Raw genomic sequence first — 25,941 nt, 5'->3', positions numbered from 1 at the left:
GAAGGCGGTTCACGAATGAAAACGGCGCCCGAAGGCGCCGTTTTCATTCGTGAACCCGGAAAGAAACGGTTCAGCTCGGCAGGAACTCGTTCAATGCCTTGACCAGTTCCTCTTCCTTGATCGGCTTGGTCACATAGGCCTTGGCACCCTGGCGCATGCCCCACACCTTGTCGGTTTCCTGATCCTTGGTGGTCACCAGAATGATCGGGATGTGTGCCGTTTCGGCATTCTTGCTGATCGTGCGGGTGGCCTGGAAACCGTTGAGATTAGGCATCACCACGTCCATCAGGATCAGGTCGGGCAGTTCCTGCTTGGCCACCTCTACGCCGGCGGCACCGTCTTCCGCAGTAAGGGTTTCATGCCCGAGTTTTTCGACGATCCGCTTGATGCCCAGTAACTGTGACGGGGAGTCGTCGACGATCAGGATGCGTGCCATAAAGTAAAAGTCCCCTGCGAGTTTCGTTGATTCTAAGCCGTGGTGATCGTACTTCCAAGCGCGGTTTCGTCAAACCGTGTTGTCGATGCGCACCAGCGTACGCCCGAACGAGTCGCCTGCGAGCATGCGTGTGAATATTCCGGACAGCCCGTCGAGGCCGATTTCGCGAGTGGCGATGCGATCCAGGTGCCGCGGTTTCCAATCATTCGCCAGATGTCGCCAGATGCGGTCACGCAGGTCGCGCGCGGTACCGGCCGAGGCGATCCCGAGCAGGCTGGCGCCGCGGATGATGAAGGGCATCACGGTGCTGTCGAAGGCGACACCGCCGGCGTTGCCGCAGAGCGCCACGTTGCCGTATGGATGAATCAGCGGCAGCAGGCCACTCAGCATGGCGCCGCCGACGTTGTCCAGCGCGCCGCCGAAACGGGCCGTATCCATCGGCTTGCCGCTGAAGACGAGCTGGTGGCGGTCGATGCACTCACTGGCGCCGAGGCCGCGCAGGAAATCGAAGTGATCGGCCTTGCCGCTGATCGCATGCACCTCGTAGCCGGCGCGGCTGAAAATGTCGATCGCCAGCATGCCGACGCCGCCGCTGGCGCCGTTTACCGCGATCGGCCCCAGTGCCGGCCTCTGTCGGTTGTCCTGCATGCGCAGCAGGGCCAACGCGGCGGTGAATCCGGCGGTGCCGATGATCATGCTCTCACGCAGGCTCAGGCCTGCCGGCAGCGGGATCGTCCAGCGCGCGTCGAGGCGCGCGTATTCGCCGTAGCCGCCGTCACGCGTTTCGGACAGGCCGCTGCCAGTGCACAGCACTGCATCGCCTTCCCTGAATGCGGGATCGGTCGAGGCGACCACGTGACCGGCCACGTCGATGCCGCCGTTGAGCGGGTAGGTGCGCAGGATCCGGCCCTTGCCGGTGCCGGCCAGCGCGTCCTTGTAGTTGACCGAGGAATACGCAACCTTGACCAGCACTTCGCCGGACGACAGCGCACCGGTTTCCATGCTTTCGATGCCAGCGCGGTGGCCGGCGTCGTCATGGTGGATGCGGAAGGCACGAAAGGCGGTCATCTCGGTGTCCTTTGGCAAGTGTTTCAGGCGCTGACGCTGCTGGTGTCGATCCACTTGGGAATGTAGCTTCCCTGGTAGACCTCCATCCAGTCGAACAGGGCAGTCATGTCCTCGCCGAACCAGATATTGTCGCGCTGCTCGGGACGCACGAAGCTCTCATCGACCATGTGCTCCATCATCGTGCGCAGGTCGCGGTAATAGCCGCGTACGTCGAGGAAGGCGCAGGGATAGCGGTGCAGGCCCAGTTGCGCCCAAGTCAGCATCTCGAACATCTCGTCCATCGTGCCGAAGCCACCGGGCAGGGCGACGAAGGCGTCGGACAGTTCGTACATGCGCGTCTTGCGCTGGTGCATGGTATCCACCACCACCAGTTCGCTCAGGCCGGGGTGGGCCACCTCAAGCTCCACCAGCTGACGTGGAATCACGCCGATGACTTTGCCGTCGCCTGCCAGCACGGCATCCGCCACGGTACCCATCAGGCCAACTTTGCCGCCGCCGTAGACCAGCGCGATGCCTCGTTTGGCCATTTCGGTGCCAAAGGCACGCGCCTGTTCGGCGTATTCGGGATGCCTGCCGCTGCTGGAACCGCAGTAGACACAAAGGGCGCTGGGTTGGGGCATGGGCTTACCTGAGTGGAGAGTGGATAGGGGTGAGAATCCAGAGCGCGCTGTGGTCCACTCTTTATCACTATTCTCCACTCGTTTTTGAACGGAAAGGCCCGCCCATGTCGCCACGAGCGGGCCATTGTGGATCGGTCTGATCGATCAATTGCCCTTGTGGATGGCGCGCTTGTCGACTGCCAGCGCAGCCTCGTGCACGGCCTCGGAGAGGGTCGGGTGAGCGTGGACGATCCGCGCGAGATCCTCGGATGAGCCCTTGAATTCCATCGCCACCACGCACTCGGCGATCAGCTCGGATACGCCCGGGCCGACCATGTGCACGCCGAGGATGCGGTCGGTTTCGGCGTGGGCAATCATCTTCACCTGGCCGATGGCTTCGTTCATCGCGACGGCGCGACCGATCGCGGCGAACGGAAAGCTGCCGGTCTTGTATGGCACGCCTTCGTCCTTCAGCTGCTTTTCGGTCTTGCCGGCCCAGGCGATTTCCGGTTCGGTATAGATCACCCACGGAATCGTGTCGTAGTTGACGTGGCCTGCCTTGCCGGCAATCCACTCGGCTACCGCCATGCCTTCCTCGAAGCCCTTGTGGGCGAGCATCGGGCCACGTACGGCATCACCGACGGCCCAGACGCCGTCCACGCCGGTATGGCAATGCTCGTCGACGATGATGCGGCCGCGGTCGTCCAGCTTCACGCCAGTGTCGTCGGCCAGCAGGCCATCGGTGTAGGCACGACGACCCACCGCGACCAGCAGCTTGTCGACCACCAGCTTCTGCTCGCCGTCCTTGTCGGTGTAGACCAGGTGCACGCCGTCCTTCTTCACCTCGGCCTTGCCGAGCTTGGCGCCGAGCTTGATGTCCAGGCCCTGCTTCTTGAACTCACGCTGGGCGACCTTGGCGATGTCGGCGTCGGCGGTGCCGAGGAAATCGGGCAGCGCTTCGAGGATCGTCACCTGGGCGCCGAGCCGGTTCCAGACGCTGCCCAGTTCGAGGCCGATCACACCGGCGCCGATCACGCCCAGCGTTTTCGGTACCTTGTCGATGTCCAGCGCGCCGGCGTTGTCGATGATGTTCTTGCCGTCGAACTTGGCGAACGGCAACTCGATCGGTACGGAACCGGAAGCCAGGATCACGTTGGTGGCGGAAATGGTCTGTTTCTTTCCATCGTTGCCGGTGATCTCGACCTCATTGCCCTTGAGGAGTTTGCCCTTGCCGAAGAAGCTGACGATCTTGTTGACCTTGAACAACTGATCGACGCCGCCGGTGAACTGCTTGACGATCTTGTCCTTGCGGCCGATGAAGGTCGTCATGTCGACCTTGGCATTCTCCACACTGATGCCGTGTGCCGGCAGGTTGTGCGACAGGTTGAAGAACTGCTTGGACGAATCGAGCAGCGCCTTGGACGGGATGCAACCCACGTTGAGGCAGGTGCCACCCAGCGCGGCCTTGCCATCCTTGCCGATGAACGCGTCGACCACGGCACTCTTCAGGCCCAGCTGCGCGGCGCGAATCGCGGCGTGATAACCGGCCGGGCCGCCGCCGATGACGATGACATCGAATTTGTCGCTCATGAAAGTCTTCCTTTTCGGCGAGTCAGTTCACTCGCGGATGTAGCGGAGATGGGCATCAAGATTGAAGACGCAACACTTGAAAACGGCGCGTAGCAAGATTCAGATACCAGAACTTCGTTATCGATTTGCTTTGATCGCCGAGGCGATCAAAGCGGGACGGCGATCAAAGACCAAGAAGCATGCGCTGCGGATTTTCCAGCTGGTTCTTGATGTCGACCAGGAACAGCACCGCATCCTTGCCGTCGATGATGCGGTGGTCGTAGGAGATCGCGATGTACATCATCGGCGCGGCGATGATCTGGCCGTTCTCGACGATGGCGCGGTCCTTGATCGTGTGCATGCCGAGGATCGCGCTCTGCGGCGGGTTGACGATCGGCGTGGACAGCAGCGAGCCGAACGTGCCGCCATTGGTGATGGTGAAGGTTCCACCTTGCAGGTCGTCCAGCGACAGCTTGTTCGCGCGCGCCTTGGTGGCGTAGTCAGCGATGCCCTTCTCGACGTCGGCGAAGCTCATGTCCTGCACGTCGCGCAGCACCGGCGTGACCAGGCCCTTGTCGGTGGACACCGCGATCGAGATGTCCTGGTAGCCGTGGTAGATCACGTCGTTGCCGTCGACTGACGCGTTGACGTACGGGTAGCGCTTCAGCGCCTCGGCGGCGGCCTTGACGAAGAAGCTCATGAAGCCGAGCTTGACGCCGTGTTCCTTCTGGAACGCGTCGCCAAGCGCCTTGCGCATCTTTACCACTTCGCTCAGGTTCACTTCGTTGAACGAGGTGAGCATGGCGATCGAGTTCTTCGACTGCATCAGGCGCTCGGCAATGCGCGCACGCATGCGCGTCATCGGCACGCGTTCTTCCGGACGCGCGCCCGGGGTCGGCTTCGCGGCCGGTGCGGCGGCGGCCGGGGTGCTGCCACCCTTGCCGTAGTTGACCAGGTCTTCCTTGGTCACGCGGCCGTCGCGGCCGGTGCCGGCGACCTTGGACGGGTCGATCTTCTCCTCGGTGGCGACGCGCAGGCCGGCCGGGGACAGCTCTTCAGTACTTTTGGCGGATGCCGTCGGCGCGACCGGTGCCGGAGCGGCGACAGGCGCAGGCGCGGCAGCAGCAGGTGCCGGCACAGCCGCCGCGGCGCCTTCCTCGATGATCGCGATGATCTGCTCGCTGTTCACCGTGTCACCGACCTGGTGGCGGATTTCCTTCAGCACGCCATCGACCGGCGCGGGCACTTCCAGTACCACCTTGTCGGTTTCGAGATCGACCAGGTTCTCGTCACGCTTCACTGCGTCACCGGCTTTCTTGTGCCAGGTGGCGATGGTGGCGTCGGAGACGGACTCGGGCAGGACGGGGACTTTGAGTTCGATGGACATGCTGTTTCCTTCGGTGAGGCGCTCATCCATGAGCGCGAAGATCGAGCGGTCATCCTGACCGCACTCATCAATATTATTCCGCGGATTGGTCGGTGCCGACCGGTGCAGCCAGCGCCTGTTCGACCAGTGCTGCCTGTTCGGCGACATGCGTATTGTGATGACCTGCTGCCGGCGCCGGCGAGCGCGCGCGCCCGGCATACGAGAGGCTGTGGCTGGTTCCCGCGCAGGCCTGCAGGTGGTGACGGATCTGGAACCAGGCACCCTGGTTCATGGGCTCTTCCTGGCACCAGATCACTTCCTTCGCGGAAGGGTACTTGTCCAGTTCGGCGGTGACTTCGGCGCGCGGGAAGGGATACAGCTGCTCGACACGCACGATCGCCACATCCTTCAGCCCGCGCTTGTCGGCTTCCTCCAGCAGGTCGTAATAGACCTTGCCCGAGCACAGCACGACGCGCTTGACCTTCTTCGGCGGCAGCGCGCGATGCTCGCCAATCACCAGCTGGAAGCTGCCGCTGGCCAGCTCGTCCAACGTGGACACGGCCAGCTTGTGGCGCAGCAGCGACTTCGGCGTCATCACGATCAGTGGCTTGCGTGCGGCACGCAGCATCTGCCGGCGGATCATGTGGAAATCCTGCGCCGGTGTGGTTGGCACGCAGACCTGCATGTTGTCGAACGCGCACAGCTGCAGAAAGCGCTCGAGGCGCGCGGAGGAATGCTCCGGGCCCTGGCCTTCGTAGCCGTGCGGCAGCAGCAGCACCAAGCCGCACAGACGATTCCACTTTGCTTCACCGGAGCTGATGAACTGGTCGATCACCACCTGCGCGCCGTTGGCGAAATCGCCGAACTGGGCCTCCCAGATGTTGAGCGTGTCCGGATCGGTGGTGGAGTGGCCGTACTCGAATGCCATCACTGCTTCCTCGCTGAGCAACGAGTCGATCACTTCGACATCGGCGCCCGCGCGGACGGTCGCCAGCGGCAGATAGGTGTGGCCGTCCTTCTGGTCATGCAGCACGGCATGGCGATGGAAGAACGTACCGCGCCCGGAATCCTGGCCAACCAGGCGCATGTCGTAACCGGCGTCGATCACCGTGGCGTAGGCCAGGTTCTCGGCGAAGCCCCAGTCGGCCGGCAGTTCGCCGGAGGCCATCTTGCGCCGATCGTCGTAGATCTTCGCCACGCGCGCCTGCAGTGTGATATCGGCGGGCAGGGTGAGGAGGTTGCTGGCCAGTTCCTGCAGCTTCTGTTTCGGCACGCTGGTGTCGGTGGGCGTCGACAGCTTGCCGCCGATGAAGCGTGCCCAGTCGACATGGCCATCGCGTACGGGCGAAGCATCCAGCTCGGTCATCGGTGCACCGGCTTCGAGCCGGTCGCGGTACGCCTCGAACTGCTTCTGCGCGTCGCCCTCGGCCAGCACGCCTTCCTTGACCAGCTGCTGCTGGTACAGGTCGCGGGCGGTCGGGCGCTTGCGGATGATCTGGTACATCACCGGCTGCGTGGCGGCGGGCTCGTCGGCTTCGTTGTGGCCGTGGCGGCGGTAGCAGACCAGGTCGATCACCACGTCACGGCGGAACTGCTTGCGGAAATCGTAGGCAAGCCGGGTCACCGCGATCACCGCTTCCGGGTCATCACCATTCACGTGCAGCACCGGCGCGTTGACCATCTTGGCCAGGTCGGTGCAGTACATCGTGGAACGGGCGTCCTGCGGATTGGAGGTGGTAAAGCCGACCTGGTTGTTGATGACGATGTGCAGGCTGCCGCCGATCTTGAAGCCGCGGGCCTGCGACATGTTCAGCAGTTCCATGTTCACGCCCTGGCCGGCGAACGCGGCGTCGCCATGGATCAGCACGGCCATCGACTGCGTGTGCATGGTGTCGCGGCGACGGGTCTGGCGAGCATGCACCGAACCGCACACCACCGGGTTGACGATCTCCAGATGCGACGGGTTGAACGCCAGCGCCACGTGCACGCCGCCCTTGGGCGTCCTGACGTCGGCAGAGAAACCCATGTGGTACTTCACATCACCCGAATGCGCCGGGTCGTCCGGATGCTCGAACTTGCCCTCGAACTCGTCGAACAGGGTCTTCGGCGGCTTGCCCAGGATATTGACCAGCACGTTGAGGCGGCCGCGATGGGCCATGCCGATCACCAGCTCCTTGATGCCGTTGTCGCCGGCTTCGCGCACGACATCGTCGAGCATCGGGATCAGGCTGTCGCCGCCCTCCAGCGAGAAGCGCTTCTGGCCCACGTATTTCGTGTGCAGGTAGCGCTCCAGTCCCTCGGCGGCGGTGAGGCCATCCAGCACGCGCTGCTTGCCGGTCTTGTCCAGGCCGCTCTGGCCGGCCTGCTGTTCGAGGCGGCTGTAGAGCCAGTTGCGCTGCTCGTGGTTGCTGATATGCATGAACTCGGCGCCGATCGTGCTGGCGTAGGTCTTCTGCAATCGGGCCAGCAGTTCGCGCAGCTTCAGGCGCTGGCCGCCGCCGGCGTAGTTGCCGGTGTCGAATTCGGTGTCGAGATCGGCATCGTTCAAGCCGTGGAACACGAGGCCCAGATCCGGTGCGGCCATCTTCTCGGTCAGGCCGAGCGGGTCGAGATCGGCGGCGAGGTGGCCGCGCGAGCGGTAGGCAGTCAACAGGCGCAGCACACCCGCCTGCTTGCGCGCGTGCTCGTCGCTCATCGGAACGGTCGCGACACCGGCGTGACGCTGCTTTTGTGCGGCCTCGATACGAGCGATGGCCGGAACATGGGAGACATCCCCCGATTCGCGGCCCTTGAAGGTTTCGAAATAGCTGGCCCATTCGGCGGACACTGACGAAGTGTCGGCCAACCAGGCATCGTAGAGCGATTCGACGTAGTCGGCGTTGCCGCCAGCGAGTTGGGAAGATTCGGAGAACTCGCGGATCAGGTTTGTAGTCACGTCACCACCGGCAGGGAAAGGATGCTTGCAGCCATCCGTGTGACCAAGGAAGTCGCGGTTTTCCATCGGTTTTCAAGCCCGACAGGCCGCATGAACGGATGACTGGGGAGAATCCCGACAATTATAGCCTTTGGCTGCTGCAACGCGGCAACCCGCACGCTGCCGGAAACGGGCCGTCGGTACGCATTTGCGACGATGGTCTAACGGGTCTCCCGCCACGGGCAGCGGTTTCATGCGATTTGTCGTGGCCGTCGGCGAATCGTCATGGCCGGTCACAGGCCAGCCGGTGTTCAGCCGTGGCCGACGCAGTGCTCAGATATCCAGCTTCTGCAACACGCTGGCGCGCTCGGCACGTTCCCACACCGCGTCGAAATGCTGTTGCAAGGGTGCCTGCGATGCGCGGTCGTGCAGAGCTGCACGGCCCTGCGGTTGGTCCGCTTCGGGCAGGAACAGGTAGCCGCCGGCGTCGTTGAGCAGATAGGCCGAGATATAGGCCAGGTCGGCCTCTTCCACCGGCATGCGGATCTGGATAGCGCTTGGCAGGCGCTGCGCCAGCGCGATCAGCCGATGGTCGTTGCGCAAGGCTGCGGCCGGGTCGTGCAGCAGGATGCGGATCTGTGCACCGCGACCGGAGATCGCGATGCGTCGCAACTGGGCGAGCTCTTCCGCGCTGGCATAGGCGTCGTTGCCCAGCAGCGGCATGTGGATGGATAGCCGATGGCGCGTATCGGCCAGTAGCTGCAGGCGCGCATCGGTGGTCTCGGCGCGCGTACCTGTAGGCAGCACACCGGTGTCACGCAGCGGAGGCTGTTCCTCAGTGTTCGCGGGCAGGGCCAGGCGCATGGCCCGGTGCGCCAGGCCGGCGTCCTCGAACTCCTCGCCGTACGCGACGAAGCCCTCGCGCTCGTAAAAGCCTATGGCGCTGACCTGGGCGTCCAGCGCCACTTCCGGCCAGCCCTGTGCATGGGCGCGGGCGACCAGCTCACGCAACAGCGCCAAACCGACACCGTGGCCGCGCCACTCCTGCAGCACCGCCATGCGGCCGATCTTGTGTGCCGGCGTGAGTCGGCCGCAACCGATCGGCTGGCCGGCGTCGTCGCGTGCCAGCACATGCCAGCAATCGACATCCAGGCCGTCGCGTTCGCGTTGTTCGGGTATGCCCTGTTCCTGAATGAATACGACGTCGCGCAGGTCGAGCAGGGCCGCGCGTTGATCTTCGCGCGACCATTCGGCGATCTCGACGTGGAAGTTCTGCAGCTTCATCGGCGACGGGATTTTCTCGGTAACAGGTGACCGTCGTTGACCAGCGCCAGCAGCAACGCGCGCTCGGAGGCGGTCGGTTTGCGGGAAAGGCTGAGCGCGCGCTGTTCGCACAACTGCTGCGCCAGTGCAGGCGTGGCCGGGTAGGCTTGACCGCTGACATATAGCGTACAACTGGATTTGCCGCGACTCCAGGCCAGCCGCGACCAGGGGTGGCGCAGCAGTTGCGCGCCGGCATCGAGCTGCTTCGCCAACGCGGCGTCGGTCAGCGGCTTTTCCAGCGGTGCCGGCACCTGCGCGTTGCGGTAGCGGGTGATGAAGCAGCCAAACCAGTCGCGCAGCATGTCATCGCTCAATGCGGCGGCAAATGGCAACGCGGTCTTCAGGCGATCGATCGCGGCACGGTCGATCTCGCCGGCAGCCTTGGCCGGCTTCAGGTCCGGGTCGGCGTAGCGCAGTTCTTCCGGCAGGTGCTCGGCGATATGGTCGGCCAGATCGCCGGTCAGTTCGGCCTGCGACGGTGCGCGCATGCCGATCGAGAACGTCATGCATGGGCCGCCGAATGCGACGCCATCGTGCGGCACGCCCGGCGGCAGGTACAGCATGTCGCCCGCTTCCAGCAGCCACTCGTGGGTCGGCTCGAAACGGGTGAGTTGCTTCAGTTCGACATCGTGACGAAATTCCTTCGGTGCCATCAGGTCATCGCTGATCGCCCAATGGCGCTGGCCCAGGCCCTGCAGCAGGAAGACGTCGTACTGGTCGACATGTGCGCCGACGCCGCCGCCCGGCTCGGCGTAGGAGACCATCACGTCATCCACGCGCCAGCTCGGCAGGAAATCGAAATGCTGCAGCAGTGCGGCGACGTCCGCATCCCACTTGTCCACATCCTGCACCAACAGGGTCCAGTTGGTGCTGGGCGTTCTCGCGAAATCGGCCTCGCTCAACGGGCCGGGATTGACGTTCCAGCGGTCGCGCTTCTCGTCATGCACGATCAGCCGGGCCAGGACTCCTTCCTCGCAGGCCAGCCCGGCCAGGTCGTCCGGTTGCAGCGGGGGCTGGAAATCGGCGAACGCATGGCGGATCAGCAATGGTCGCTTCTGCCAGTAGTCGCGCAGGAATCGGGCGGGCGACATGCCCAGCGGCTGGACGGCAGAGCCGCGGACTTCGATCGGAAAGGAGGCAGATTTGGTCATTCGCGCATTGTAGCGGCGACTATGGCGGGAAGGTGAGGGATTCGGAGGATGACGGCAGGGGTGGGAGGGGTGCGTCTGCGGCGCGGAAGGTGTTCCAGGTGTCGAAGGCCATTCTGCACCTGGAAATAAGGCCTCGGCATAAGCACATGCCGACACATCCTTTCCCCTTCGCAGCGTTAAAAAATAATTTGGACGTCGAGAAGTATAGACGTCCAAATGGAGTAGCCGTGAATTCTGTCGTAGTGCCGAACCTTTCCGCGGCCAGCCTGGATGCGGAAAAACTTGCCCTGCTGGCACGGGGCATGGAAGGCCTTTCTGCAGCGCAGCTGTACTGGGTGGCCGCATGGAGCGCTGAACAGGCAGTGCAGGCGCAGCGCAGTGGTTCGGCCGTTGTCGCCGTGGCGGGCAAGACGCCCGATCGAATGACCATTGTCTACGGCAGCCAGACCGGTAACGCGAAGCGCATCGCCGAGCAGCTGGCCAGGCGCAGCGAGGCTGCCGGTTTGCCGGTGCGGTTGCTGCGTGCCGATGCCTATCCGCAGCGCGAGCTGGCGCTGGAGCGTCATCTGGTCATCGTAATCAGCACCCAGGGCGACGGCGAGCCACCGGACGATGCCCGCGGCCTGTTCGAGTTCATCGCCGGCAAGCGCGCGCCGAAGCTGCCGGCCTTGCGGTTTGCCGTGCTGGGGCTGGGCGATTCGAGCTACCCGCAGTTCTGCGTGATCGGTCGCCAGCTCGATGCGCGGCTGGCCGAGCTGGGCGGCAGCCGTTTCGCCGCACTGGGCGAAGCGGACGTGGAGGTCGAGGCGGTGGCCACGCCCTGGGCGGAACAGACGCTAGAACAGGTGCGCGAATTGCTGAAGCAGGCCGGCACGCCCGCGCGGGTCACTCCGCTGCACGCGGTGCCAAGCCGCAGCAGTCAATCGCGCGAGCAGCCGTTCATGGCCACAGTGCTGGCCAACCAGCGCATCGTGGCACGCGACAGCGAACGCGACGTGCGCCATATCGAGTTGTCGCTGGAAGGTTCCGGGCTGCGTTACGAGCCCGGTGACGCGCTGGGCGTGTGGCCGCGCAATCCGCCGGCGCTGGTGGAGCAATGGCTGGATGCGTTGCGATTCGATGGCGCGCTTAAGGTCACACACCAGGACCGCACGCTGGCGTTGCGGCAATGGCTGGGACAGGAACGCGAGATCACCCGGCTCAATCGCCCCTTCATCGCGGCGCTGGCCGCCGCAAGCGGCGACGGCGGCCTGACGCGCGTGCTGCAACCGGAACACGCCGCAGAGTTCGCGGCGCTGCTGGCTGTCGACCAGCCGATCGACCTGCTGCATCGCCACCCGGCGACGTGGCAGCCGGAAATGCTGGTGGCAGCATTGCGACCGTTGGCGCCGCGGCTGTACTCGATCGCCTCCAGTCCGAAGGCGGTGGGCGAGGAAGTGCACCTCACGGTCGCGGTGGTCGATTACGAAGCGCACGGCAGCGCACATTGGGGAGCGGCATCCGACCTGCTCGCCGCGACCGACGAGGACGGCAGGTTGCCTGTCTTCATCGAGCCGAACGAACGCTTCCGCCTGCCCGCCGATGGCTCGCGCGACATCATCATGATCGGCCCGGGCACCGGCGTGGCGCCGTTCCGCGCCTTCGTGCAGGAACGCCGGGAGAGCGGCGCCAGCGGCCGCAACTGGCTGTTCTTCGGCAACCGCCATTTCACCAGTGACTTCCTCTATCAGGTCGAGTGGCAGCAGGCGCTGAAGGACGGTTCGCTGCACCGGCTGGATCTGGCGTTCTCGCGCGATTCCACCGATAAGACTTATGTCCAGCAACGCCTGCGCGAACAGGGCGCCGAGTTGCATGCGTGGCTGAAAGCCGGCGCGAATATCTACGTCTGCGGTGATTCCAGCCACATGGCTCGCGATGTCCATGCGGCGCTGATCGACGTGATCGCCACCTACGGCAGCCAATCGCCCGACGTGGCGAAGGCCTGGCTCGGCGAACTCCTGCAACAGGGCCGCTACGCTCGCGACGTGTACTGACATGACCACGAAACTTTCCGATCTGGAACATATCAAGGCCGCCAGTCGTTTCCTGCGTGGCGGCATCGTCGAAGGCTTGGCCGACCCGGTCACCGGTGCGATCGGCGAGGACGACAACAAGCTGCTGAAATTTCACGGCAGCTACCTGCAGGACGACCGCGACCTGCGCGAGGAGCGCCGCCGGCAGAAGCTTGAACCGGCCTACGCCTTCATGCTGCGCGCGCGGCTGCCCAGCGGCGTGGTGACGCCGGCGCAATGGCTGGTGTTCGACCGCATCGCGCGCGACTACGCCAACGGTTCGCTGCGCATCACCACGCGGCAGACGTTCCAGTGGCACGGCATCATCAAGCACAAGCTCAAGCCGACCATCGCGGCGATCCATGATGCGCTGGCGACCACCATCGCCGCCTGCGGCGACGTGGTGCGCAACGTGGTGAGCACGGCCAATCCTATCGAATCGTCTGCGCATGCCGAGGCCTATGCCTGGGCCACGCGGTTGTCCACCGAACTGGCACCGAAGACGCGGGCGTACCATGAGATCTGGCTGGATGGTGAGCAGCTCGTGGGCGAAGACCATCCCGTTGAGGAGCGGGAGCCGCTGTACGGGGCCACCTATCTGCCGCGCAAGTTCAAGATCGGACTGGCGATTCCGCCGCTCAACGACATCGACGTGTTCGCGCAGGACCTGGGTCTGATCGCCATCGTCGAGCAGGGCGTGCTGTGCGGCTTCAATATCGCCATTGGCGGCGGCATGGGGGCCAGCCATGGCGATGCCGACACCTATCCGCGGCTGGCCAGCGTGATCGGCTTCGTCACGCCGGAGCAGCTGTTCGGCGTGGCCGAGGCGGTGATCGGCGTGCAGCGCGACTGGGGCGACCGCGTCGAGCGCAAGCATGCGCGATTGAAATACACGCTCGACCATCGCGGCCTGGATGTGTTCAAGGTGGAGCTGGAGTCGCGCCTCGGCTACACGCTGGCGCCCGCGCGCGACTACCGCTTCGAACACAATGGCGACCGCTACGGCTGGGTCGAGGGTCACGACGGCCACTGGCATCTTACCTTGCATATCGAGTCCGGCCGGCTGGCCGACGTGGGCGAGCGACGCTGGCTCAGCGGCTTGCGCGAGCTGGCGCAAGTGCACACTGGCGACTTCCGGCTGACCTGCAACCAGAACGTGATCGCGGCGAACGTCGCTGCACACGAGCGCGCCCGCATCGACGCCATCGTTCGCGCGCACGGTCTGGACGTCTATGAGAAGCAGAGTGGCATCCGCCGTCACGCGATCGCCTGCGTCGCGCTGCCGACCTGCGGCCTGGCCATGGCCGAGAGCGAACGCTACCTGCCGACGCTGCTGCCGAAGCTGGAGGCGCTGCTCGCACGCCACGGACTCGCCCACGCGCCGATCCTGCTGCGCCTGTCCGGCTGCCCCAACGGTTGCTCGCGGCCTTACCTGGGCGAGATCGCGCTGGTCGGGCGCGGGCCTGGCCGCTACGACCTGCGCCTCGGCGCCGATTTCACAGGCCAGCGGCTGAACCAGGTGCATCGCGAGAATGTGGACGAGGCGGCGATCCTCGACACGCTCGATCCGCTGTTGGCGCGTTATGCCGCCGAACGCGGCGAGGGCGAAGGCTTCGGCGATTTCCTGTTGCGCGCCGGCATCCTCACGCCGATCCCCTCGCGACGCATTCCAGCCGAGGTGGTCGCATGAGCGCCACGCTGGTCGAGCAAACGCTGCACGAACCGCAGGCCTTGGCCGAGCTGAATGTCGCGCTGGCCCGACTCACCGCCGAACAACGTGTGGCCTGGGCATTGGAACATGTCCGCGGCGAGCATGTGCTGTCGTCGAGCTTCGGTGCGCAGGCGGCGGTGTCGCTGCACATGGTGACGCGGCAGCGGTCGCAGATGCCGGTGGTGCTGATCGATACCGGTTACCTGTTTCCGGAGACCTATCGTTTCGTCGACGAGTTGACCGAACGGCTCGGGCTGAACCTCAAGATCTATCGCCCGCTCATCGGCATCAGCTGGATGGAAGCGCGTCATGGTCGGCTGTGGGAGCAGGGCATCGAGGGGCTGGATCGCTACAACCAGCTGCGCAAGGTCGAGCCGATGCAGCGCGCCTTGCGCGAACTCGACGCCGCTGGCTGGTTCGCCGGGTTGCGTCGGAGCCAGGCACGCAGTCGCGCCGAGATCGACTTCGTCGAACGCAGAAACGGTCGCTGGAAATTCCACCCGCTGGCCGACTGGAGCGATCGCGACGTCGGCAACTACCTCGCGCGCCACAGCCTGCCGTACCACCCGTTGTGGCAACAGGGCTATGTATCGATCGGCGACATCCACACCAGCCATCGCTGGGAGCCGGGCATGGACGCCGAGGACACCCGCTTCTTCGGACTCAAACGCGAATGCGGACTGCACAGCATCGCATGACCCGCCAGCCATCGCGCAGCGACGGCCTTCTTACCCCGACTGGAATCTCGCCACCATGAGTCACACCGCGCTTGCCCCGAACCCCGAGCTTGTTCCCGAGGAAACCCTGATCGCTCCGCACGGCGGCGTGCTGAAGGAGCTGTATCTGTCGCCCGCCGAAGCGGAGGCGCTGAAGCAGCGCAGTGCCCAATTGCCTTGGGTCGATCTCAACACTCGCCAGCTGTGCGATCTGGAGTTGCTGTTAAGCGGCGCGTTCTCGCCGTTGGAAGGTTTCCTCGGCCGGCGCGACTACGACCGCGTGGTGGAAGAACTGCGCCTCGCCGACGGTACGCTGTGGCCGATCCCGATCACCCTGGACGTGAGCGAAGATTTTGCCGCGCAATTGTCCACCGGCAGCGAGGTCGCGCTGCGCGACAGCCAGGGCGTGCCGTTGGCGGTGCTGGAAGTGCACGACGTCTACTGGCCCGATCGCCTGCACGAGGCGAAACGCGTATTCGGCACGACTGATCGCCTGCATCCCGGCGTGGCCGAATTGCTCGATCGCACCAAGCCGGTGGCATTGGGCGGCCGCGTGCGCGGCATCCAGCAACCCGCGCACTACGATTTCGGCGAGCTGCGCGACACCCCGCGCAGCCTGCGCGACTGGTTCGTGGCGAATGACTGGAGCCGCATCGTGGCGTTCCAGACACGCAACCCGATGCATCGCGCGCATCGCGAGCTGACCCAGCGCGCCGCGCAGCTGGTCGGTGCCAAGCTGCTGATCCAGCCCTCGGTGGGGCGCACCAAGCCGGGCGATGTCGATCATTACACCCGTGTGCGCTGCATCCGCGCGCTGCTGCCGCACTATCCGGCGGACAGCGTAAAACTGTCGCTGCTGCCGCTGGCGATGCGCATGGGTGGCCCGCGCGAGGCGCTGTGGCACGCAATCATCCGCAAGAACTACGGCGCCAGCCATTTCATCGTGGGGCGCGACCATGCCGGCCCCGGCAAGGATTCGAACGGCCAGCCGTTCTATGGGCCGTTCGATGCGCAGACGCTGCTGGAGCAGCATCAGAACGAACTCGGCATCCAGATCGTGCCGTTCCCGGCGATGGTCTATGCGGCCAATCGCGACAGCTATCTGCCATCGACCGAGGTCGCGGCCGACGACGAAGTGCGCGACATTTCCGGCACACAGTTGCGCCAGCACTTGCATGAGGGTAGCGAGATCCCGTCGTGGTTCAGCTTCCCGGACGTGGTGAAGATCCTGCGCGAGCGCCACCCGGTTCACGCGCCACGCGGCTTCGCGCTGTTCTTCACCGGTCTGTCCGGCGCCGGCAAGTCGACCATCGCGCAGGCGGTGATCGCGCAGCTGCTGGAGCACACCAGCCGGCCGGTGACCGTGCTCGACGGCGACGAGGTGCGCAAGCACCTGTCGCGCGGGCTGGGTTTCTCGCGCGAGGATCGCGCCGCCAACGTCACTCGCATCGGTTACGTCGCCAGCGAGATCGTGCGTCACGGCGGCATCGTGGTGTGCGCGCCGATCGCCCCGTATGCCGACGCCCGCGCGGAATCCCGCGCGCTGGTCGAGGCGCACGGTGATTTCATCGAAATCCATGTCGCCACCACGCTGGAGGTATGCGAGGCACGCGACCGCAAAGGTCTCTATGCACAGGCGCGCGCCGGCAAGATCACCCAGTTCACCGGCATCAGCGATCCCTACGAAGCACCCGAACAACCGGAACTGCGCATCGATGGCAATGCCGCCGAGCCGACGGCGCTGGCCCGCCAGGTACTGGCGCTGTTGCGCAACAAGGGACTGATAGAGGGTTGAGCATTGAAGCGTCGCCGGGATCTCTAAAGCTCCCGGCGACGCGATTTTCACGAGGCGCTTTCAACTGCGAAGCCGGCCAAGCGGGAATCCCCCATATCGTCATTCCGGCGCAGGCCGGAATCGCATTGGCTTGGCACGTTGGCGGCGGCACCGGTCACGCGACTTGAAGTCGCGATAACCGCCTTCGCTGCTGAAAAGCGATTCCGGCCTGCGACGGAATGACGATGCGGGGGAGTGTGTGCGGCGGTAGGGTCGGTCAGGCCGCGTCGGGCAGCGAAACCGTTGGCCGTTCCCGCCAATGCGGCACGGTCGACCACTCGGCCGGCACTGTGTCGGCAGCCAGTGCGCGCACCACGTCGCGGCGGTCCAGATGTGGTGCGAACTGGGCGATGAACTCCAGCACGTACTCGCGCAGCACGCTTTCCCGGCGCAGCACGATCCAGGTCGTGCACTGGGGAAACAGGTGGTCGGCCGGCAGCGTGTCCAGGTCGGTGTCGCTGTCGAGCATGGCCATCTCGGCCAGTACGCCGATGCCCAGGCCGGCGCGTACATAGGTCTTGATCAGGTCGGCATCGCCGGCGGTCATCGCGATGTGCGGACGCAGATCGACGGCTTCGAACGCCCGGCGCAGCGACGAGTCGGCCTTCAGCGAGGATTCGTAGCTGACCAGCGGCAGCGCCGCCAGTTCATCGAGCGACGGTGGCTGGCCGCTGCTCGTCAGCGGGTGGCCTTGCGGCGCGACGATGACCCGATGCCAGCGATAGGCCGGCAGCGCGATGCCCGTGTTCGGCGGGGCGCCGGCACTGCTGATCACCGCGAGGTCGACGCGGCCAGCCTCCAGTTGCGCCAGCACTTCCGCGTCGCGGCTCGGTTGCAGATGCACGCTGACTTGCGGATAGCGCAGGCTCAGCGCGCCGATCGCGGCGGGCAGGGCGAAACGGGCCTGGGTATGCGTGGTGGCGATGCGCAGTTCGCCGCGCGCCTCGTTGCGCAGATTGGCGGCGATGGAACGGATATTGGCGGCCTCAGCGAGGATCGTGCGGGCGCGTTCGAGCACGTGCCGGCCGGCGTGGGTCACCGAGTCGAGGCTCTTGCCCTTGCGCACGAACAGCTGGAAGCCCAGCTCGTCCTCAAGCTGCCTGAGCTGCTTGCTCAGGCCGGGCTGGGTGGCGTGGACGCGCTCGGCCGCCAGCGTGATGTTGAGGCCGGAGTCGGCGATGGCAATCAGGTAGCGCAACTGGATCAGCGTCATGGCGATGGGCTCGTGAGCGGTCGGGATCGTTGGATTGAGGCGCGAGCGGAACACGATTACATCGCATCGAACGAACCGTAATCATGTCTGACGCATGCGTGTGGACGGCTGAATGGATGCCGTCATGGAGCTCGCCGAAACGAATGATGTCAATCATGATCAGACGTCTATACGTCCATTTGTTCGCAAGGTCAAGACCTGTGTTGTTTTGGCCGTCCATAACGTGACGGCATATGCGCGATGACGCAAATCATTTGCCGGGGTGGAATGCGTTGCGTAGCGTGGCTTCGTCTCCACTGCCTGCGAAGCCGGACCCGCCCGAATGAAGCTCTATCCGCTGTTCGCCGATCTGTCCCGTCGCGCCGTGCTGGTTGTAGGTGGCGGGCCGGTGGCCGAGCGCAAGATCGCTGCCTTGCTCGGCGCGCAGGCGCAGGTCACGGTGAACGCGCCCACGCTGACGCCGCAACTGCAGCGATGGACGACGGAGGGCCGCATCGCCCATCGCCCGGATGCATTCCAGGAAAGTTGGCTGGATCGGGTCTGGCTGGTGGTGGCGGCCACGTCCGACATCGAACTGAACCGGCTGATCGCCACCTTCGCCGAGCTGCGGCGGATCTTCGTCAACGTGGTCGACGATGCGGTGCTGTCGAGTTTCCACGTACCGGCGGTGGTGGACCGGTCGCCGCTGATCATCGCGATCTCCAGCGGTGGCGAGGCGCCGATGCTGGCGCGGCTGCTGCGCGAGCGGCTGGAGACGCTGCTAGATCATTCGCTGGGCGCGCTGGCCACGCTGGCGGCGCGCCTGCGCAAGCGCATCCGCGTGCGGCATCCGGACATGGCGGCACGGCGACGCTTCTACGAGAGCCTGTTCGCCGGCCCGGTCGCCTCACTGCTGCGCCAGGGCCGGCCGGATGCGGCGCGGCAGACGGCAGAACAGGCGCTGGCGTCGTCGCCGGTCGCATCGGCCGGATCGGTCGTGCTGGTCGGCGCCGGCCCCGGCGATCCGGGCCTGCTTACCTTGCGCGCCTTGCGCGCGCTGAACGAGGCCGACGTGATCCTGCACGACCGGCTGGTCAGCGCCGAGGTGCTTGACCTGGCGCGCCGCGACGCCGAGCGCATCGAGGTCGGCAAGCAGGCTGGCTATCACCACACTACCCAGGACGGCATCCACGCATTGCTGCTGCGACACGCGCAGGCCGGGCGGCGGGTGGTACGACTGAAGGGAGGCGATCCATTCGTGTTCGGCCGCGGCGGTGAGGAGCTCGAGTTTCTGCGCGAGCAGGGGATTCCGTACGAGGTGGTGCCCGGCATCACCGCCGCCGTGGCCTGCGCGGCCTATGCCGGTGTGCCGCTGACCCATCGCGATCACGCGCAGTCGGTGCGTTTCGTCACCGCCCACTGCCAGTCCTCGCGCGATACCCTGGACTGGACCGCACTGGCGCAGGAACGGCAGACGCTGGCGGTGTACATGGGCGTGGCCGAACTGGGCGGGCTGCGGGCACGGCTGATCGAACATGGCCGTGCGCCATCGACCCCGTTCGCGCTGATCGAGAACGGCTCACGCCCGGACCAGCGCGTCATCACCGGCACCCTGGCCAACCTGGCCGAGCGGGCGGCTTTCCATGCGGTGCACTCACCAGCCCTGCTGATCCTGGGCGAAGTGGCCGCGCTGGCGACGTCGCTGGCCTGGTTCGGGCAGCCGCCACTGGGGGCTACGGTGCACGCCATCCGCACCCTGCCGGCGGGGCATCCGATCGCTTCCGATGTGCTGGCGGCGGTCCACCGTGCCTGACGAAAATATTTACCTGCGCGGGAGCATGATCGCGCGACGATTTCCCCAGTCTGCCGGAGCACGCACATGATTTACGACAGCATCCTCGACACCATCGGCAATACACCGATCGTCAAACTGCACCGCCTTGCGCCGAAACACGTCGAACTCTACGTAAAGGTGGAGGCGTTCAATCCGGCCGGCTCAGTGAAGGACCGGCTCGCCCTGGCGATCATTCTCGATGCCGAACAGCGCGGCACGCTGAAACCCGGCCAGACCGTGATCGAAGCCACCTCTGGCAACACCGGTGTGGCGCTGGCCGCGATCTGCGCCGCTCGCGGCTATCCGTTCGTGGCCGTGATGGCCGAGACCTTCTCGATCGAGCGGCGCAAGCTGATCCGCGCCTACGGCGGCAAGGTGGTGTTGACGCCAGCCGCCGCGCGCGGCACCGGCATGGTGGAGAAGGCGGTGGAACTGGCGAAGAAACATGGCTGGTTCTTCACCAACCAGTTCGAGAACCCGGCCAACCCGGCGTATCACCGGCAGACCACCGCACCGGAAATCCTGCGCGACTTCGCCGGCCGCCGACTGGATTACTTCGTCACCGGCTGGGGCACCGGTGGCACGTTGACCGGTGTCGGCGAGGTGCTGAAAGTGGCGCGCCCGGAAGTGCAGATCATCGCCACCGAACCGGCCGGCGCGGCGCTGCTCTCCGGCAAGGAATGGCAGCCACACAAGATCCAGGGCTGGACGCCGGACTTTGTGCCGGCAGTGCTCAATCGCAAGGTGGTCGACCAAATCGTGCTGATCGACGACGTGCTGGCGCGCGACACCTCACGCCAGCTGGCACAGCAGGAAGGCATCTTCACCGGCATCTCGTCCGGCGCCACCCTGGCCGCCGCGTTGCAGGTGGCGGCAGATGCGCCGCAAGGCTCGGTGCTGCTGGCGATGTTGCCGGACACCGGCGAGCGCTACCTGTCGACGTTCCTGTTCGAGGGTGTCAACGAGGGTTCGGACGAGGTCTGAGCGTGGTCACGAGCCGGTGGTGGCCGGTTGCGACCGTTTCGCGCGCACGGCTCCGGACGCGCGTTTCGACGCGCCCGCTTCCCATTCCGCGATCAGCTTCCGGCCCACGCTGGCGAGTGCCTGGATCGCCGGCAGCAGTTCGTGGCCGAGCGGCGTGAGCGCGTACTCGGCCGATGGCGGCGAGGTGTCCAGCACGCGCCGCGTCACCAGCCCGCGCAGCCGCGCGCTCAGCACGCGCGCGGAGATGCGAGGGATGTCGTGGCGCAGTTCGCCGAAACGGCGCGGTTCGGCGCTCAGGTACCAGACCACGTTCGGCGCCCACGCGCCGCGCAGCAGCGCCAGGCTTTCGGTGAGCGGGCAGGCCGGTGGTGCAGCGACCTTGCTCTTGCGTACGGGCAGGCCCATCGGAATTCCATCGGGAGAGTTCGGTAACCGGGCGGATACTACATTTTTCCGCTAACCGATGGTTAGGTGGTATCCATCAGTAACCATGATGGCTAGCATGCCACCATCGTTGCGGCACGCGCAGGCAGTCACCTTGCGTGGCCGCGGTGGTAGTTCTTCCCCACATACCCATCACGGAGAAAACGCATGAAGCTCTATTACTCGCCGGGTGCCTGCTCGCTGTCGCCGCACATCGTGGCGCTGGAAGCCGGCATCGCGCTGGCGCTGGAAAAGGTCGACGGCAAGGCCAAGCGCACCGAGGGCGGCGCGGATTTCTGGCAGATCAATCCGAAGGGCTACGTGCCGGCGCTGGCACTGGACAACGGCGAACTACTGACCGAGGGCCCGGCGATCGTGCAGTACCTGGCCGACCTCAAACCCGAAAGCGGCCTGGCGCCCGCCAACGGCACGCTGGCGCGCTACCGCCTGCAGGAAATGCTGGGCTACATCAACTCCGAGATCCACAAGACCTACAGCCCGCTGTTCAAGCCGGATACGCCGGAGCCCGCCCGCAGCGAGCGCAAGGCATACCTGCTCAAGCGCTACCAATTGATCGAGGACGCGCTGGCGAAGCAGCCGTGGCTGCTGGGCGACCATTTCAGCGCGGCCGACGCCTACCTGTTCACCGTCACCAACTGGGCGAAGCACGTCGACCTGGACCTGTCCGGCTTCCCCGCGTTGCTGACCTTCCAGAAGCGCGTGGCGGAGCGGCCGGCGGTGCAGAAGGCGATGGAGGAAGAGGGGCTGATCAAGACGGTCGCCTGATCGGTAGTTGCTCGAATGCAAGCGGCCGGCATCGCGAGGTGCCGGCCATTTGTGCTTGATGGGGTGGGGCAGGTTGTGCGGGTGAGCTTTTCGCGAATAGGGTTCGTTTCACTTCCGGTGCAAGCCTTCCGTTACGCAGTAGCAGTAAGTGAACCTGACTCCGTTTTGGCCTCGGCTACGAGGACATCAGACCATTTCGAAGGCGGCTAACACCGGTCGCTTGACCTGGTCCAGGAGCAGAGCAAAAACCATGGCTGCCGCGAGTACGACGGCCAGCAGCCGCCATGGCATGGGTGCCATCAAGGTGCCTGTCAATGACAATGCCGATGCAATGCCGATGTCTACGACGGACGACGCCAGAATCCAGATGCTCGGTCTGGATGACCAGAGGCGGCGCCGCTCCCGCACCACATACATGCAGGCCTGGGCGCCGATGACCAGTGTGACGAAAGCCAGCGTCTGAAGCTGTGCGCTCCCCAGACCGAAGCCGTACTTGCCCAGCATCAGCATCGCCGTCGAGAAAGCCAGCTTGCATAAGCCGAAAACGAATGCGATGGCCATGATGTTTCGCATATGCCAACGGATCGGGACGGGTGACAGGCTGGCGTGATCCGTCGTGAGCGACATGGCCAGGAAATCATTGGTCATCAGCATCAACACCATGAGCACCGGCGTCATGATCACCTCACCGGTCAGGACCAGCCCCACGGCCAGGAACAGAATGATCTCGATCTTCTTGAGCAGCATGTTGAGGCTGTAGGTCAGCAATCGTCCGAAGGCGACTCGACCTTCGCGCACGGCAAACACGATGCCGCCGAGGCCAGGCTCGGTCAGCACCATGCCGGCTGCCGCCTTGGCGACATCCGTAGCGGTAGAGACGGCAATGCCGATCTGCGCCTGTCGAAGTGCCGGCGCGTCGTTGGTGCCGTCACCGCACATGCCCACGACATGGCCTCCACGCTGCAACGCCTGGACCAGTTGGTACTTCTGCTCGGGAACGACGCGCGCAAAGACGCCAAAGCGATCGGCGCTGTCGGCATCGGCGAGGTGATCAGTCGGACAAAGGCCGGCGGTGATGCCCACCTTGCGGGCGATGGCCTCGGCGGTTGTGGCGGAGTCGCCCGTCATCATGAGGGTGCGCACGCCCAGTCGATCGAGTGTGGCGATCAGCCCCCTGGACTCTTTCCGCGGTGGATCACTGAGGGCGAGCAACCCGGCCAGCATCAGCGTGCCGCCTGATCCGGTCGCGACGGCAAGCACACGGTGACCCGCACCGGCCAGCTTGTCCACCTGCGCGCGGGTATCTCCCGGTGCCTGCACCATGCCGGCGATCTCCTGGAACGCGCCTTTGACGATGCGTCGTTCAACCCCCTCTGCGTCTCGTATCCATGCCTCGGCGATCCGGGTAGCCGGGTCGAACGGAACAAAGCGCACGAGCGATGCCGATGAAACGGGATAGTCGCTTGCGGACGCCGCTTTACGCACGGCAGCGTCAATCGGGTCCTGATCCGCCTCGGAGCTGGCCCATGCCGCCATGGTCAGCACCTGGTCCCGGTCGAAGCCATGCATCGCGCACACCTCGGCTACTTCCAGCCGGTTCTGCGTCAATGTTCCTGTCTTGTCCGCGCACAGCACGTCCATGGCTGCGGCCTCGTGGGCGGCGGACAACCTCGTCAACAGCACACCGCGCGCGGCGAGCGTGCGGGCGCTGAGTGCGGCAGAGAGCGTGAAGGTGGCTGGCAGCGCGGCCGGAATCGAAGCCAGCACCGCCGTGATCGCCAGCCGAATCACATCAATGGGCGGAAGATCCGACGCATAGGCGTAGATGAGAAGAAATGCCGCGATCGTGCCGTTGACGAGCATCAGGTTGCGCGTTACGCCAAAGATGGCCTTCTGCTCGGTGCTGACCGAGTGGGCAATGCGCACCAGTTCGGCCGCCTTGCCGAATGCGGTGCGCGCGCCCGTGGCGGTCACTTCGGCAACGGCCTGGCCACGTCGCACCAGTGCACCCGCGTAGATCATGGCCCCGGCATCGGCATCGACCGGCACCGACTCGCCGGTGAGCATGGATTGGTCGACCTGCAACGTCCCGGACAGGATGCGTGCGTCGGCGGGCACGAGCGCTCCAAGGGCAAGTCGGACGACATCCCCGGGCACGACTTCCACGGCCGCAAGCCGAACCCACTCGCCGTCGCGCAAAACCAACGCCATCGGTGCAAGGCGCGTCTTCAGCGCGGCGAGTGCTGCACTGGCGCGCCCCTCCTGGACGAAGCCGAGCACGGCGTTGAACAGGAGCAGGGCACCAATCATGGCCGCATCGCCATAGGCGCCGCGCACAATCCGAAACGCCATCGCCAATTCGAGCATCCAGGCAATAGGCGAGCCGAACTCGGTCAGAAAAAGTCGCCAGCGCGATGGTGTTTTCTCATCGATCGCATTGGCCCCATATTCGGCCAGACGACGATGCGCTTCGGCGCTGCTCAGACCGCTAGTGGTGGGCATGAAGGCCTCACGAGACAAGATGAAAGTCGATCTTGCTGCTCGAATGATGACTATTCCGTGTGGCGAACTCTCGTCGGATCCCGCGGACGTCCAGGCAAATTGAAGCAATTGGGGAAGTCAGGTCGGTGGCTGCCTGCCCGGGCCATGCAGCAGTGTATCTTGGACATGCGTGGGTCTATCGGCAGACCAGCACCGGAACATGGCTATGAACCAGGACTTTCTGTGTCTCGCTTCCAATGAACAGCGCTTTTAGGCTCTTTCGACTATGCGAGGCCATGACAATCAGATCGCAACGGAGCTCCCCGGCGACCCTCATGATTTCCTCAGACGGAGAATCCCCACGCGTCAGCATAGCGTCGCAGTCGACGCCATTGCCGCTTGCAACGAGCTTGACGAAAAGAAGATGGCTATTGAGACTCGTCGGAGTGCCCGACTCCCCTTCCAATTCTTCCTCACCGGAATGATGGTGCTTGGGAATGACCGTCAAACCGGTGACTTTGGCTCCAAGCGCCTTGGCGAGATGGACGCCTGTCTTAATCGCCGACTCCGACAACTCGGACCCATCGGTAGGTAAGAGAATGTGCTTGAACATGAGCTACTCCTCGATGGTGAGCGTAGAGAGGGGCAAACCGGGTCTCCCAATGAAATGAGTCCAGAACGGGTCACCATTTCGCCGCCGGGGTCAATAGGCAAGCAAAGCCCGTCTCCGATTCGTATCGGAGATCATGATGTCCCGTCTTGCCGCTGACCACCAGCCGCTGTGTTTCATGCGGCGCCAAGATCGCGCCAGTCACCATTCTGGTCAGGGCCGCGCTAGCGGCCCTTGCTGCTTGCCAAACACTCATCGGTCAACACGGATGCCGTCCAAGTGCGCGTCATGCGTCGCACAGAGTCTCGGACTGGAAGCCCACCCCTTGATGGCTCGGTCCGCATGCGGTCCTGCGTCCAACACGGGTGCCGACGATCGCGATCTTTCAGAATGACTGGCTCAAAGCCAAAGCCCGTTTCCGGCCTGCGACCGTCAGCGTGATCAGCGGAAGGCGTGCCTGAGATCGAACGTCGTGCCCTCGTGCAGCATGTGGCAGCAGGCACGTGCCAGCTCGTGCGCGACGGCCTTGATGGCCACCACGCGAGATGCTTGCGTGCCCGTTTGCGCTCGTACCAGCGCCGGATCAGCGGATCGAAGCGCACCGCGTAGCTGGCCGCTTCGACGCACGCCCAGCACAGATGGCGGTTGCCACACTTGCCCTCGCCATCCATGACGGCCAACACGCTGTTGCTGGAGTGCAGATCGATGGCTGCGTAAAGCGACATGGCTGCCTCCTGTCGCGGGGCGACGTCCGACGTTGTGGTGACATCGAACGTACCGCCACGCGCGGGAGGCGGCGACATGGGTTTTCAGGGTTCACTTACCGCTATTGGGAACCTCGAACAACCTTCAAAGGTCCATCATTCCAGCTTTCACTGCGATGACGAGCTTGA

The 25,941-nt window shown here is 64.9% G+C and carries 19 protein-coding genes; 7 read left to right on the top strand and 12 right to left on the bottom strand.

Features of this window, described 5'->3' with window-relative positions:
• Positions 1–70: 70 nt before the first annotated feature.
• The 8 genes from EAH75_RS05575 to EAH75_RS05540 all read right to left on the bottom strand — a co-directional run bounded on the left by EAH75_RS05575 (position 71) and on the right by EAH75_RS05540 (position 10,426).
• Positions 71–436 (bottom strand): response regulator, encoded by a 366-nt coding sequence (locus tag EAH75_RS05575; protein ID WP_140651010.1) that lies wholly within the window; start codon positions 434–436, stop codon positions 71–73.
• A 69-nt stretch (positions 437–505) separates the two neighbouring features.
• A complete protein-coding gene (locus EAH75_RS05570) occupies positions 506–1,504 on the bottom strand; it encodes a YhdH/YhfP family quinone oxidoreductase (RefSeq protein ID WP_140651013.1) in 999 nt (332 codons plus the stop codon).
• 23 nt (positions 1,505–1,527) lie between these two features.
• Positions 1,528–2,124 (bottom strand): TIGR00730 family Rossman fold protein, encoded by a 597-nt coding sequence (locus tag EAH75_RS05565; protein ID WP_140651017.1) that lies wholly within the window; start codon positions 2,122–2,124, stop codon positions 1,528–1,530.
• Positions 2,125–2,268: 144 nt separating this feature from the next.
• Entirely contained in the window at positions 2,269–3,693 is a 1,425-nt protein-coding gene (lpdA, locus tag EAH75_RS05560; protein WP_140651020.1) for a dihydrolipoyl dehydrogenase, read from the bottom strand.
• Positions 3,694–3,856: 163 nt separating this feature from the next.
• Positions 3,857–5,059: a 2-oxoglutarate dehydrogenase complex dihydrolipoyllysine-residue succinyltransferase gene (gene odhB / locus EAH75_RS05555; protein WP_140651023.1), complete on the bottom strand. Its 1,203-nt coding sequence runs from the start codon at positions 5,057–5,059 to the stop codon at positions 3,857–3,859.
• A gap of 73 nt (positions 5,060–5,132) precedes the next feature.
• Positions 5,133–7,973 carry a 2-oxoglutarate dehydrogenase E1 component gene (locus EAH75_RS05550; protein ID WP_140651026.1) on the bottom strand — a complete coding sequence of 947 codons (2,841 nt, stop codon included), beginning with the start codon at positions 7,971–7,973 and terminating at the stop codon, positions 5,133–5,135.
• A gap of 312 nt (positions 7,974–8,285) precedes the next feature.
• A complete protein-coding gene (locus EAH75_RS05545; protein WP_140651029.1) occupies positions 8,286–9,236 on the bottom strand; it encodes a GNAT family N-acetyltransferase in 951 nt (316 codons plus the stop codon).
• Positions 9,233–10,426, bottom strand: a complete 1,194-nt coding sequence (locus EAH75_RS05540) for a cupin domain-containing protein (RefSeq protein WP_140651032.1) — start codon at positions 10,424–10,426, stop codon at positions 9,233–9,235. Before EAH75_RS05540 ends, EAH75_RS05545 begins: the two co-directional genes overlap by 4 nt.
• Positions 10,427–10,653: 227 nt before the next feature.
• On the opposite strand from EAH75_RS05540, the gene EAH75_RS05535 reads away from it, so the two are divergent.
• From EAH75_RS05535 to EAH75_RS05520, 4 genes are read left to right on the top strand one after another with little or no spacing between them, the layout of a single operon-like run.
• Positions 10,654–12,459, top strand: a complete 1,806-nt coding sequence (locus EAH75_RS05535; protein WP_140651035.1) for an assimilatory sulfite reductase (NADPH) flavoprotein subunit — start codon at positions 10,654–10,656, stop codon at positions 12,457–12,459.
• Between the two features lies 1 nt (position 12,460).
• A complete protein-coding gene (gene cysI / locus EAH75_RS05530; protein WP_140804713.1) occupies positions 12,461–14,167 on the top strand; it encodes an assimilatory sulfite reductase (NADPH) hemoprotein subunit in 1,707 nt (568 codons plus the stop codon).
• On the top strand, positions 14,164–14,886 hold the full coding sequence (locus EAH75_RS05525) for a phosphoadenylyl-sulfate reductase (protein WP_140804710.1): 723 nt from the start codon (positions 14,164–14,166) through the stop codon (positions 14,884–14,886). The genes cysI and EAH75_RS05525 overlap by 4 nt, the downstream gene beginning before the upstream one ends.
• Before the next feature lie 55 nt (positions 14,887–14,941).
• Entirely contained in the window at positions 14,942–16,699 is a 1,758-nt protein-coding gene (locus tag EAH75_RS05520) for a bifunctional sulfate adenylyltransferase/adenylylsulfate kinase (RefSeq protein WP_140804708.1), read from the top strand.
• Between the two features lie 256 nt (positions 16,700–16,955).
• Here EAH75_RS05520 and EAH75_RS05515 read toward each other — a convergent pair whose 3' ends face one another.
• Positions 16,956–17,951 (bottom strand): LysR substrate-binding domain-containing protein, encoded by a 996-nt coding sequence (locus tag EAH75_RS05515; RefSeq protein ID WP_140651047.1) that lies wholly within the window; start codon positions 17,949–17,951, stop codon positions 16,956–16,958.
• Positions 17,952–18,273: 322 nt separating this feature from the next.
• On the opposite strand from EAH75_RS05515, the gene cysG reads away from it, so the two are divergent.
• Together cysG and cysK are read left to right on the top strand one after the other, a co-directional pair.
• Positions 18,274–19,743, top strand: coding sequence for a siroheme synthase CysG (gene cysG, locus EAH75_RS05510; RefSeq protein ID WP_140651050.1), 1,470 nt, complete (start codon positions 18,274–18,276; stop codon positions 19,741–19,743).
• Positions 19,744–19,809: 66 nt separating this feature from the next.
• Positions 19,810–20,748, top strand: coding sequence for a cysteine synthase A (gene cysK / locus EAH75_RS05505; RefSeq protein ID WP_140804706.1), 939 nt, complete (start codon positions 19,810–19,812; stop codon positions 20,746–20,748).
• Between the two features lie 6 nt (positions 20,749–20,754).
• On the opposite strand, the gene EAH75_RS05500 is transcribed toward cysK, so the two are convergent.
• A complete protein-coding gene (locus tag EAH75_RS05500; RefSeq protein ID WP_140804704.1) occupies positions 20,755–21,153 on the bottom strand; it encodes a winged helix-turn-helix transcriptional regulator in 399 nt (132 codons plus the stop codon).
• Between the two features lie 186 nt (positions 21,154–21,339).
• Between EAH75_RS05500 and gstA the strand changes: the two genes are divergently transcribed.
• Positions 21,340–21,957, top strand: a complete 618-nt coding sequence (gene gstA / locus EAH75_RS05495) for a glutathione transferase GstA (RefSeq protein WP_140804702.1) — start codon at positions 21,340–21,342, stop codon at positions 21,955–21,957.
• A gap of 186 nt (positions 21,958–22,143) precedes the next feature.
• Here the strand turns inward: gstA and EAH75_RS05490 are convergent, their stop codons facing one another.
• Both EAH75_RS05490 and EAH75_RS05485 read right to left on the bottom strand, forming a co-directional pair.
• Positions 22,144–24,459: an HAD-IC family P-type ATPase gene (locus EAH75_RS05490; protein ID WP_140804700.1), complete on the bottom strand. Its 2,316-nt coding sequence runs from the start codon at positions 24,457–24,459 to the stop codon at positions 22,144–22,146.
• Positions 24,460–24,634: 175 nt separating this feature from the next.
• Complete coding sequence (locus EAH75_RS05485; RefSeq protein WP_140804698.1) at positions 24,635–25,051, bottom strand: universal stress protein; 417 nt, start codon at positions 25,049–25,051, stop codon at positions 24,635–24,637.
• Between the last annotated feature and the right edge of the window lie 890 nt (positions 25,052–25,941).

This window comes from Rhodanobacter glycinis (assembly GCF_006438785.1).
GTDB classification, from domain to species: domain Bacteria; phylum Pseudomonadota; class Gammaproteobacteria; order Xanthomonadales; family Rhodanobacteraceae; genus Rhodanobacter; species Rhodanobacter glycinis_A.
The sequence above is the reverse complement of the archived record's forward strand: the minus strand, read 5'-3'. Positions and strand labels throughout refer to the sequence as shown.